General features: G+C 45.6%; 10 protein-coding genes. 2 read left to right on the top strand and 8 right to left on the bottom strand.

Going from position 1 to position 10,250, the window contains the following annotated elements:
• Positions 1 to 3 precede the first annotated feature (3 nt).
• Positions 4 to 1,407 (bottom strand): MurT ligase domain-containing protein, encoded by a 1,404-nt coding sequence (locus tag AC1U9U_RS13485; RefSeq protein WP_479961071.1) that lies wholly within the window; start codon positions 1,405 to 1,407, stop codon positions 4 to 6.
• Positions 1,408 to 1,711: 304 nt separating this feature from the next.
• Between AC1U9U_RS13485 and AC1U9U_RS13480 the strand changes: the two genes are divergently transcribed.
• A complete protein-coding gene (locus AC1U9U_RS13480) occupies positions 1,712 to 2,236 on the top strand; it encodes a gamma carbonic anhydrase family protein (RefSeq protein WP_479961070.1) in 525 nt (174 codons plus the stop codon).
• 83 nt (positions 2,237 to 2,319) lie between these two features.
• On the opposite strand, the gene alr is transcribed toward AC1U9U_RS13480, so the two are convergent.
• From alr to AC1U9U_RS13455, 5 genes are all read right to left on the bottom strand, one after another.
• Entirely contained in the window at positions 2,320 to 3,432 is a 1,113-nt protein-coding gene (alr, locus tag AC1U9U_RS13475; protein WP_479961069.1) for an alanine racemase, read from the bottom strand.
• A 10-nt stretch (positions 3,433 to 3,442) separates the two neighbouring features.
• Positions 3,443 to 5,008, bottom strand: coding sequence for an NAD(P)H-hydrate dehydratase (locus AC1U9U_RS13470; protein WP_479961068.1), 1,566 nt, complete (start codon positions 5,006 to 5,008; stop codon positions 3,443 to 3,445).
• Between the two features lie 27 nt (positions 5,009 to 5,035).
• Positions 5,036 to 5,392: a holo-ACP synthase gene (locus AC1U9U_RS13465; protein ID WP_479961067.1), complete on the bottom strand. Its 357-nt coding sequence runs from the start codon at positions 5,390 to 5,392 to the stop codon at positions 5,036 to 5,038.
• A gap of 22 nt (positions 5,393 to 5,414) precedes the next feature.
• Positions 5,415 to 6,692, bottom strand: a complete 1,278-nt coding sequence (locus tag AC1U9U_RS13460) for a histidine kinase (protein WP_479961066.1) — start codon at positions 6,690 to 6,692, stop codon at positions 5,415 to 5,417.
• A 71-nt stretch (positions 6,693 to 6,763) separates the two neighbouring features.
• Positions 6,764 to 7,369 carry a GntR family transcriptional regulator gene (locus AC1U9U_RS13455; RefSeq protein ID WP_479961065.1) on the bottom strand — a complete coding sequence of 202 codons (606 nt, stop codon included), beginning with the start codon at positions 7,367 to 7,369 and terminating at the stop codon, positions 6,764 to 6,766.
• Positions 7,370 to 7,670: 301 nt separating this feature from the next.
• Between AC1U9U_RS13455 and eam the strand changes: the two genes are divergently transcribed.
• The gene (gene eam / locus AC1U9U_RS13450; protein ID WP_479961064.1) at positions 7,671 to 8,912 is read left to right on the top strand and encodes a glutamate 2,3-aminomutase; all 1,242 of its coding nucleotides are present in this window, start codon (positions 7,671 to 7,673) and stop codon (positions 8,910 to 8,912) included.
• Between the two features lie 41 nt (positions 8,913 to 8,953).
• On the opposite strand, the gene mnmL is transcribed toward eam, so the two are convergent.
• A complete protein-coding gene (gene mnmL / locus AC1U9U_RS13445; protein WP_479961063.1) occupies positions 8,954 to 9,916 on the bottom strand; it encodes a tRNA modification radical SAM protein MnmL/YtqA in 963 nt (320 codons plus the stop codon).
• A 58-nt stretch (positions 9,917 to 9,974) separates the two neighbouring features.
• On the bottom strand, positions 9,975 to 10,250 hold a 276-nt coding region (locus AC1U9U_RS13440; RefSeq protein ID WP_479961062.1), incomplete at its 5' end, for a VOC family protein.

Genomic DNA, 10,250 nt, shown 5'->3' with positions numbered 1-10,250 from the left:
GTCTTAACCCTCCCCTCTTTGAACAGAAGTTGTTGAATCTGCTCTGCCGCCTTTAATCTCTCTTTTTTCGAGAATTTCCCGCATGGGGAAGAGCAGAGTATAGGAAGGTAAAATAAAGATGGTTTCCGTTCCGGCTAAATTGGCTAATAATTGGTCAAGGGATTTATCCAGTTCGTGTTCGATAATTAGTTTTTTTACCGGCATTCCGGCATATTTAAGTCGTACAGCCATGTCCTCCGCACGAAGCCCCGAACACACAATTTGTTGGATTCGCCCATCTTCCCGGGCTAACGCTTCAAAGTCCACATCCCATAGCCAAGAGATATCTCTACCATCAGCGGCCAGATCATTGATGCCTATATACAGACGGATGGGACGCTCCTTATAGCCTAAAACGGTCTGAAGCACTTGGTTAAATCCAGCGGGGTTCTTGACTAAGGTTAGTGTAATCGACCCCTCGGGTAAGACAAATTGCTCCATCCGGCCGGCTTGAGGTACAAATTCTCTTAAGCCCCGTTGAATTTCCCGGTCTTTGATCCCTATACGCTTGGCTGCTGTCAAAGCTGCTAAAGCATTATAGAGATTATAATATCCCTGCATGGCAATATAATAAGGTGTTTGATCTACTTGAAAATGAATCCCCTCGGCTCCCGGCTCTACTCCCCGGGCTAATACAGGAGGATCTGGTCGTTTATAGCCACAGGACTCACAAGCATACTTCCCCAATTGCCCATAATGATAAAGAGCATACGCCAACAGTTCACCGCAGTTTGGGCAAAACCTGGCCTCTCGGGTTTCCGTACTTATCGGTTTGCTGTCGGGAGTCCGTTCTACCCCGTAATAAAGGGTGTGAATTCTATCCCGTCCGAATTGTGCTACTAGGGGGTCATCCGCGTTAAGGATTAGATGAGTCTCAGGCGGAAGGGCATTCCGGACTAAATTAATAATAGTGTCCAATTCACCGTAGCGATCCAGCTGATCCCTAAAGAAGTTAGTAATTATGGCTACCCGAGGAGTAACCTGCCGGCAAAACTTCGGGACAGTACCTTCATCCACTTCCAGCAATGCCATCTTTACCTTGCTTTTTCCGCCCCAACCCGTATTTTCCAACAATGCTCCCGTAATTCCGGTGACTAGATTGGCACCTGCTTGATTGAAGGCAAAAGTTCTCCCTTCGGATGTTAAAATCTGTGCTAGAAAATTAGCCGTAGTAGTCTTACCATTGGTTCCCGTGACCATAATAATCCCGTCGGTATAGGCTGTACTTAATAACCCAATTAAATTGGGCTCAAAATCCAAGGCTAATTTGCCGGGGAGAGTTGTCCCCTTTTTACCGAGAAGCTTTAATAAGCCATTGATTCCTTTTCCTGCCCAAAGAGCAAGCCAAAAACGCCACGTTCGCTTCACAATATTGTTCTCCTTTTTGCCCGATGACTAACCACTGTTCCAATTTTAGCACTCTTTATAGAAAGATATCAAGAAAACCTTAAGCTTATCCTTGCCTAACCTTAGCTTTGCTGGACAGTTATTTTAATACATTTTATAATAGTAGCTAATTAAAATGTATTTGCTTCATCAGCAGTACAAATAAGTCGAAAAAGATCCTTCAGTCATTCTTCCTTCAGGATGACACGGCCATAGCCTATTGTCATACTGAGCAAAAGCGAAGTATCTTAACCCCAAAAATTGTACTTAAAAAGGAGGAATTGCCATGTTATATTCTCATTTGGGAAAAACGCCTACACTAGGTAAGGATGTCTTTATTGCCGATGGAGCAAAAATAATTGGCGATGTCCATATTGGAGAAGAAGCAAGCATCTGGTACAATTCCGTAATTAGGGCTGATCTAGCCCCGATTATTATTGGAAACCGCACTAACATTCAGGATTTGACTGTTATTCATGTTGATAGGGACCAATCGGTAATTATTGAAGACGAGGTCTCAGTTGGGCATGCTGTAACCTTGCATGGCTGTACGATTAAGAAGGGCACATTAATTGGTATGGGGTCGATAATTCTCAATAGAGCAGTCATCGGCGAAGATTCCCTAGTAGCGGCAGGCTCCTTGGTTACGGAGAATAAACACTTCCCACCCCGGGTTTTAATTATGGGTTCTCCCGCTAAGGTAGTGCGTGAACTCACTGAGGAGGAGGTTCAATCCCTAAGGGGTCCGATGAATAGATACTTAGAAAAAGCCCGCGAGCACCGGAAAAACACCATCATTCCGATAACTTAAAGCTATTCTACCCAAAAAGCACTAAACCTTATTAAGGCTAGTGCTTTTTTACATCTTCGAATAAGAAGGGCAGTATGATTCTCTTACTCAATATATACTCGTGGAACCCGCTTAGATATTCCACAGACAATTTCATAGTTAATGGTATTCAGCCATTCGGCCATTTCCGTAGCATCAAGCCGCTCGTAGCCATCGCTGCCCAGAATTATGACCTCATCACCGACTTTCACCTCAGGAATTTTCGTGACATCCAGCATAGTTTGATCCATGCAAACTCTGCCAATAATAGTTGCTCTTCTTCCCTTGATAACCACCTCTCCTCGATTAGAAAGGTCTCGCCTTAGCCCATCTGCATAGCCAACGGGAATCGTAGCCACCTGTGTGGAGTATGCCGTTCTAAAAGTTCGGCCATAACTTATAGTTTCCCCTTGGGGAACCGACTTCAGGTGACTGATCTTTGCTTTCCAAGACAGTACCGGCTCGAGCCCTATATCACTTCCAGCATATTTAGAAGGTGGGAGTCCATAAAGGGCAATACCTGGGCGAACCAGATCAAAATGCGCCTCCGGCAATTGGAAAATAGCACCACTATTGGCGGCATGACGAAGAGGAATATGGACCCCCTGGACTCTAAGTCTTTCGGAAATCTCCAGGAACTTTTTCAGCTGCTCCCGGGCATACCTTAGGTCGGAATGGTCGGCGGTAGCCAAGTGGGTGAAAATCCCCTCGATATAAAGATTGGGGAGCTTAGTGCAATCCAGAAGATTCTCCCAATCTTCCTCACGAAAACCGATTCGCCCCATTCCCGTATCCACTTTTAAGTGAATAATAGCTTTTTTGCCTTGCCTTTTTGCTTCTTTAGACAAAAGCACTGCTTGCTCAATATGATAAACACCGCAGATGATCTCTTCTTTAATAATAATGGCTAAGTCTTCAATCGGCAGTGAACCGATTAACATAACTTTGATATCGGGAAAGGCTTTTTTTAATACTAAAGCTTCATCTAAAATGGCAACTCCAAAACGACGGGCACCTTTTTCATAGAGTGCTTTTACGACTTGCAAGGCACCATGCCCATAAGCATCTGCCTTGACAATCGGCATGATTTCGCTTTTTGTCACGGACTTAATTCGGTCGTAATTTCTTTTTAGAGCCTGCAAATCAATTTCTGCCCAAACCGGTCGCCTAGTTTCCATGATGCCCTCCTTAAAGATTATTTTCTAAACTTTTCCGTGCTTTTGGCAGCTGATCAGCTACTTCACTTGATGTATAACCACCCCAGCCATACTCGCTCGCTAATTGGTCGGCGGCCTTGCCATGGAGATAAACCCCCAAACAGGCGGCGGAAAGTGGGTCTACTCCTTGAGCTAACCAAGCTAAAATGCTTCCGGTGAGCACATCTCCCGTCCCCCCGGTGCCAAGGCCGGGATTACCGGTAGGATTGAGGAAAGCCCGCCCATCCGGAGCAGCGATGATAGTGACAGCACCCTTGAGAACGAGAATGCTCTCCCATTCTACTGCTTTGTTAATAGCTAATTCAAGGCGATTAGCCTGAACTTCTTCCGTAGTACAACCGCATAGACGGGCCAACTCTCCCGGATGGGGGGTTAGAATCAAGGGCCCTCGACCTTGCCGCCATCCCAAAATCCCCGGTTCCTTAGCCAGAATATTCAGGGCGTCCGCATCAAGGACAATGGGCAAAGGAAGAGTCCGCAGCATCTCCTCTAATAAGCCCACCAGCTCCGGATCTTGTCCCAGTCCTGGTCCCATAGCTAAAGCTTGGGCTTTCTCAGCACGTTCGTAAATCACCGGCCATGCTTTACCATTGAGGGATTTTTGTCCTTCAGCACCCCAAATAGTTGCCTCGGTTAAAGCCAGATCGATACCTTCTGCAAGCCCCTGGGGAACAACCATTTGCAAAAGTCCAATTCCGGAACGAAGGGCTGCTTTACCAGCAAGTATAGCCGCTCCGGTCATGCCCTCTGAACCAGCGACTAAGATACCCCGCCCATGAGTTCCTTTATGGCCTTGGAGGCTGCGGACCGGTAACAATCGGCGAACTTCCTCAGTTAATACGGAAGTGGTAAAGTTTTCTTGATCCAGAAAGCTCGCCGGGATAGATATCGGGTCTACGATCACCCTTCCCCCGTGTTCAGGCCCAGCCCCTAAAAAATGACCAAGCTTGGGTAAGCCAAAAGTCACCGTTGTATGGGCTCTAATGGCCTTGCGATAGACCTTTCCTGTATCTGCTTCAACGCCACTGGGAATATCTACGGCAATAATCGGGGCTTGGGCCCGATTAATTTCTTCCACATATTCTTCAATAAGACTAGGTAAGGCCCCGCGAAAGCCCGTTCCGTAAATAGCGTCGATAATGACTTCCGCTTGGGCCAAAGCAATCCTTACCAGTCTTCGTTGTTTTTCACCATTGATAGTGAACAGCTTTCCGCCGGCGTTCTGGTAAAGCCGATAATTGAGAGCCGCATCTCCCTTAAACTCCTCGGCCTTGGCAAAGGAAAAGACAGTCACGTCCATCCCTAGAATTACCAGCTGGCGGGCAACGGCTAACCCATCTCCCCCATTGTTTCCTTTGCCCACAAAGACTGTGACCCGACCTTCGGACAAATCGCCGTGGCGAAGGGCTAGAATTTGTCGCACTTCTTGTACCACTGCCAAAGCGGCATTTTCCATTAATAACAGACTCGGTATACCAAATTCTCGGATGGCACGTTCTTCAATTTGCCTCATTTGCTTGGCACTAACCACCCGCATGCTTATCACCCCGTCTCTATCTTTAGTTTATAAAAGAATGGCCATTGCCACTGCATAATCGCGCTCATGGGAAAGGCTTACTCTTATCCGACTTCCGCCTCGGGCACGAATGTGTTCCAGTCCATTTTCCGACAAGAAAACAGTTGGTTCCCCAAGGTCATTTGCAAGTATCTCTATATCATGCCAGGATAATCCCCTCAGCCCTGTACCCAAAGCCTTAAGAACTGCTTCCTTCCCCGCAAAGCGAGCTGCCCAACTAGCCATGGCTTTGGGCGTTAATTCCGCGATCTCCCGTTCCGTAAACAAACGCTCGCGAATCCTAGGCGTCCGCTCACAAGCCTTTTTAAAGCGTTCAATTTCTACAATGTCGATCCCCGGGTACATTCTTGACCTAAACCCCCAAGCCCTAATTTGATACTTCTTTGGTTTCGCCATAAGTTAACGGTAAATGCATTATTACCGTTGTTCCGAGATCCGGCTCGCTCAGGATGCGCAAACCATATTCTTCACCATAATGGCCGATCAAGCGCTCATGGACATTAGCCATACCGACACCGTTGCCGGAGCCGACCCCAGGTTTTAATACTTCCTGCAGGCGCTCAGGTCGGATTCCCACACCATCATCGGCTACCATAATATAGAGTTCCTGCTCTTTTTGCTCCACTTTTACCGAAACCACTCCATTGCCAATCTTTTCGGAGATCCCATGCTTTACCGCATTCTCTACCAGGGGCTGAATACTTAAACGGGGGACGACCGCATCTAATAGTTCCTCGGGAATCTCACCTTTGAAAAGGAGCTTGCGACCAAAACGGGCCTTTTCCAAAATCAAATAAGTCTTTACAAAACTCATTTCTTCCCGTAGGGTGATCAACGTTCCATGCGACTTTAGAGCTTTACGGAAAAACTCCGCAAGATGAATCAGCAATCGCCTTGATCGATTGGGGCTGGTACGACTGGTGGCGATAATAGTATTCAGCACATTAAAAAAGAAATGGGGATTAATTTGGGCCTGCAAGGCATTTAATTGAGCCTCAGCAGTCAGCTTTGCTTGGTGATCAAGCTCTGCCAGCTCGATTTGAATACTTAAGAGCTGAGCCATCCCAATCGCCAAACGTATGAGGTCCGGTGATATTTGACCATCCTTCGTTTCATAAAGCTTCATAGTACCTACAACTTTACCCTGGCATTTTAAGGGAACTATTACTGCGGCGGCCAAGGGACAATCACAGGTATATTGCCGTGGACAATTTAATTCTCTTTGGGTATGTACAATTTTGTAATTACCCGTCTGAATAACTTCCCTGGTTGCCCGGGTCAGAATCCGGTCTCCCGGATGATGCTGGTCACAGCCGGCCCCTAAATAGGCTAGTTGTCTTTCACAATCAGTTATGGAGACAGCCGCCACTTGACCAATTTCTTGGATGATCTTAGCTATGGATTCGGCATTTTGTTGATTAAGCCCTCTCCGTAAATAAGGCAAAGTTTCATTAGCAATTTTAAAGCTTAACTCAGCATTTCGCTCCGGCGCTGGGGGGCGGGCAGCTTTTTTATATTGAAGATTTAGTTGGTAAAGAAGAAAAAGTGTATTGATGATTAAAAAGGGAATAAGCAATTTTAATTCCCCGGTAACCAATACAATCATTAATTCCCCACCAAGTACCACTAAGCCCTTAAAGATCATCCGTCGTCCCTCATATGTTGTAGATTTTCTCTAGATGTGTATTCGACAGACGGATATCCACTTCCTGTATTCTAATCAAGGATTTCATGGAGTTTTTCTCCACCTTGCTCGGAACCTACCACAAGTAGAATGTCCCCCTCGGCTAAGACAAACCCCGCTCCCGGTGAAAACTGTTCGATGCCGGCACGTACTACTGCAACTACTGTTAAACCCGTTCTTTCTCTAATTTTTAGTTCGCCTAAGGTTTGGCCTTTAGCACTGGACCCTTCATTAACTTCGATTTCCGCCACATCCATCCACCGGCTGGCTAAGCGGTCGGTATAATTAACGATTTTGGTAAGATGGGCATCAATTCTTTGATCGATCTCTCGTCTCTGTTCCATCAATTTCTTTAGCTCATCAAAGTAAACCTGTATTTCAGCTTTTTGGTCAAATCCCCGCATGAATTTTTCCGCAAGGCTTTTGGAAACAACAGTTATACCTATCCCCTGGCTTACCATCACTACGCCCATGGTCTGAAGGATCGCAATAGAGCGACGAATCGTTTCCGGTGAGACATTATAACGTCCCGCTAAGGTCGAGCGGCCATGAATCTTTTCCCCTTCTTTATATTCTCCCATGACGATGGAATGGGCAATGTCAATTGCGATTTCTTGATATCTTGCCTGATGGTCCATTTGATCCTCTCCTTAATTAATTCCCTTTGTCCTATATCAAAATTTAACTGCCAGATTAATATTTAGCCCACCCATAATATTCCCTAAATACCACTAAATGAATAATTATTTTTTAGGTTGAGGGTACTAACCTAATTGACTGCCACCAACCCATATGATACTATTAAGTTGTTAGTTAGGCAACTTGATAGAAGCTCTATGATTTTCATGATGAAAGGGCTTATGTATTTTATTGGCGGATTATGCTTTTTCTTGGGAACCACAAAGGTTCCTTTTTACTTGAGAAAGAGGTGGTAAAGTCATGGCAGTGGAAATCCTACACCCTAACCCCAGACAAGCTTCTCAAAAGCGGGCATTAGAGTTAAAGCAAAAAGCACAGCCGTATCAAAAAGGTAAAGAACAAATTCCCAGCGGACTTGCTCTAAGTGAAGAATATAATTGCAAAAGGGATTCGATTCTCGACCAATTAGGGGCTACTCTTGATCAATGGTATGATTGGCACTGGCAACTCAAAAACCGGATAAATGAGACTGAAACTTTGAGCGCATTACTTCCACTAGCCACCAATCGGCTTGATGAAATCAGGGAGGTAGGCAAAGTCTATCGATGGGCCGTTTCCCCCTACTACTTAAGCCTAATCGATGAAAAGGACCAACAAGATCCCATTTTGCTGCAAAGTCTTCCCTCCAGACAAGAAATTCTTGATTATTCCGGGGAGGAAGATCCTATGGGTGAGGAATTCACCTCTCCGGCTCCCTGTATTACCCGTCGTTATCCTGATCGCTTAATTATTAATGTAACCAATCTTTGTGCAATGTATTGCCGTCACTGCCAAAGACGCCGCAATATCGGCGAGATTGACCTTCATGAAACCCGCTCCAATTTGGAAGCTGCTTTAGATTATGTACGCTCTAATCCGGAAATCCGCGATGTCTTAATAACAGGCGGTGATGCTTTACTCCTCAGTGATCAGATGCTGGATTGGCTTCTCGGTGAATTGCATAATATTAAGCATGTCGAGATCAAGCGTATTGGCACCCGAGTACCCGTAACCCTGCCTATGCGTATTACCGATGAACTCTGCAGCATTCTTGAGAAGTATCCACCCATTTATATTAACACGCAATTTAACCATCCTAAAGAAGTCACGGAAGAGGCTAAGAAGGCTGCCGACCGTTTAATCAAAGCCGGGGTAATCTTAGGTAATCAGGCCGTGCTTCTTAAAGAAATTAACAATAGACCGGACATTATGAAGCGCCTCAACCAGGATCTTCTGAAAATTCGCGTACGTCCTTACTATATCTTCCACGCTAAGAATGTCAAAGGGACCAGCCATTTTATCCCCCGCATTCAGGATGGCCTAAAGATTATGGAAAACCTAAGGGGCTTTACTTCTGGTTTGGCTATTCCAACCTATATTATTAATGCCCCCGGTGGTGGCGGAAAAACACCCATCCTTCCCCAATACCTCCTCTCCTTAAACGATGAGGAAGCGATATTTAGAACCTGGGAAGGGGAAATTATCCATTACCCTAATCATTAGCAGCATTAGAACGGCTAGTACTACACTCCTTGGAGGTAGCGTCAGCCGTTCTTTCTTCTTTTGCCTTGCCAAGTTTCCCGTCTTTCCAACTCCTGATCAATTGCATTAAGTATTTCCCATTTCCGCAAACTCCAGAGGGGGGCGATTAGGTCCCGCCTAGGTGCGTCTCCCGTCAAACGATGAATAACCATCTCGGACGGCAATATTTCCAGCGTATCACAAATCAATTCTACATATTTATCTTGCGACAGGAGGGGAAAGGGATTTTTCTCGTAAGCCTTGGCTAAAGGCGTCCCCCGCAGTACATGAAGGAGATGAAGTTTTACCCCTTGCAGATCGAGATCAGCAACCTTTTGAGCTGAGTCTAACATATCCTCCCCGGTTTCTCCAGGCAGCCCATAAATCATATGGGCACATACCCGGATCTTCCTTTGGCGTAATCGGTTAAGCCCTTCAACAAAATCTTCATAGCTATGACCCCTGCCCACCCAGGTCATTGTCCGGTCATGGACACTTTGCAATCCTAATTCCACCCAGAGGTAAGTCCGCCGGTTTAATTCCTCCAGATAATCCAAAACATCTTCCGGCAAGCAATCCGGACGGGTTGCAATAGATAGTCCGACTACACCATCCTCTTTAAGGGCTTGCTCATAAACCTCACGCAAACGCGCCACCGGTGCATAAGTATTGGTATAGGCCTGAAAATAAGCGAGGTATTTGGCCTGGGACCATTTCCGACTCATGACTTCCTTAACTTGACTGAATTGGTCATGAATCGATTTTTCCGCTTCGCCGGCAAAATCTCCGGAACCTCGGGCACTGCAATAAATGCAGCCCCCGTAACCCACTCGGCCGTCTCGATTGGGACAGGTAAATCCCCCGTCAAGAGAGACCTTAAACACTTTTTCCCCGAATACTTCCCGTAAATGCTGATTTAAAGTATAATAACGCTTCTCCCCATTTTGCCAATTATACTTTGGCTGTTCAATGTTACCAAAACCCAATGCTGTTTTACCTCCAGCTTTATATGGTCATTTAATTTATCACCGAAAGATGTCTCGTTCAATCTTGAAACAATTCAATCTTCTCACCCGAGGGACCCCTAAAGAAAAAGTTATACCTTCCTCCCCCCATCTCCCTGGGCTCTTTATTAAGACATTCGACTCGATTTTCTTTCAACCAAGTTACTGCCTTAAATATATCGTCAACTCGCAGGGCTATATGATTAACTATTCCATCGGCAAATTTTCGTTGGTCATTTATTTCAATCAGCTCAATAACAGTCTTGCCCAATTTCAGAAAAATAAGCTCCACATCCCCTGGCTTAATCCTTTGAAG

The sequence above is a fragment of the Desulfitobacterium sp. genome, assembly GCF_982384815.1.
The sequence above is the reverse complement of the archived record's forward strand: the minus strand, read 5'-3'. Positions and strand labels throughout refer to the sequence as shown.

Coding starts and splice junctions, on each gene's coding strand:
- AC1U9U_RS13480 (WP_479961070.1), top strand. CDS start 1,712: ATGTTATATTCTCATTTGGGAAAAACGCCTACACTAGGTAAGGATGTC.
- alr (WP_479961069.1), bottom strand. CDS start 3,432: ATGGAAACTAGGCGACCGGTTTGGGCAGAAATTGATTTGCAGGCTCTA.
- AC1U9U_RS13470 (WP_479961068.1), bottom strand. CDS start 5,008: ATGCGGGTGGTTAGTGCCAAGCAAATGAGGCAAATTGAAGAACGTGCC.
- AC1U9U_RS13465 (WP_479961067.1), bottom strand. CDS start 5,392: ATGTACCCGGGGATCGACATTGTAGAAATTGAACGCTTTAAAAAGGCT.
- AC1U9U_RS13460 (WP_479961066.1), bottom strand. CDS start 6,692: ATGATCTTTAAGGGCTTAGTGGTACTTGGTGGGGAATTAATGATTGTA.
- AC1U9U_RS13455 (WP_479961065.1), bottom strand. CDS start 7,369: ATGGACCATCAGGCAAGATATCAAGAAATCGCAATTGACATTGCCCAT.
- eam (WP_479961064.1), top strand. CDS start 7,671: ATGGCAGTGGAAATCCTACACCCTAACCCCAGACAAGCTTCTCAAAAG.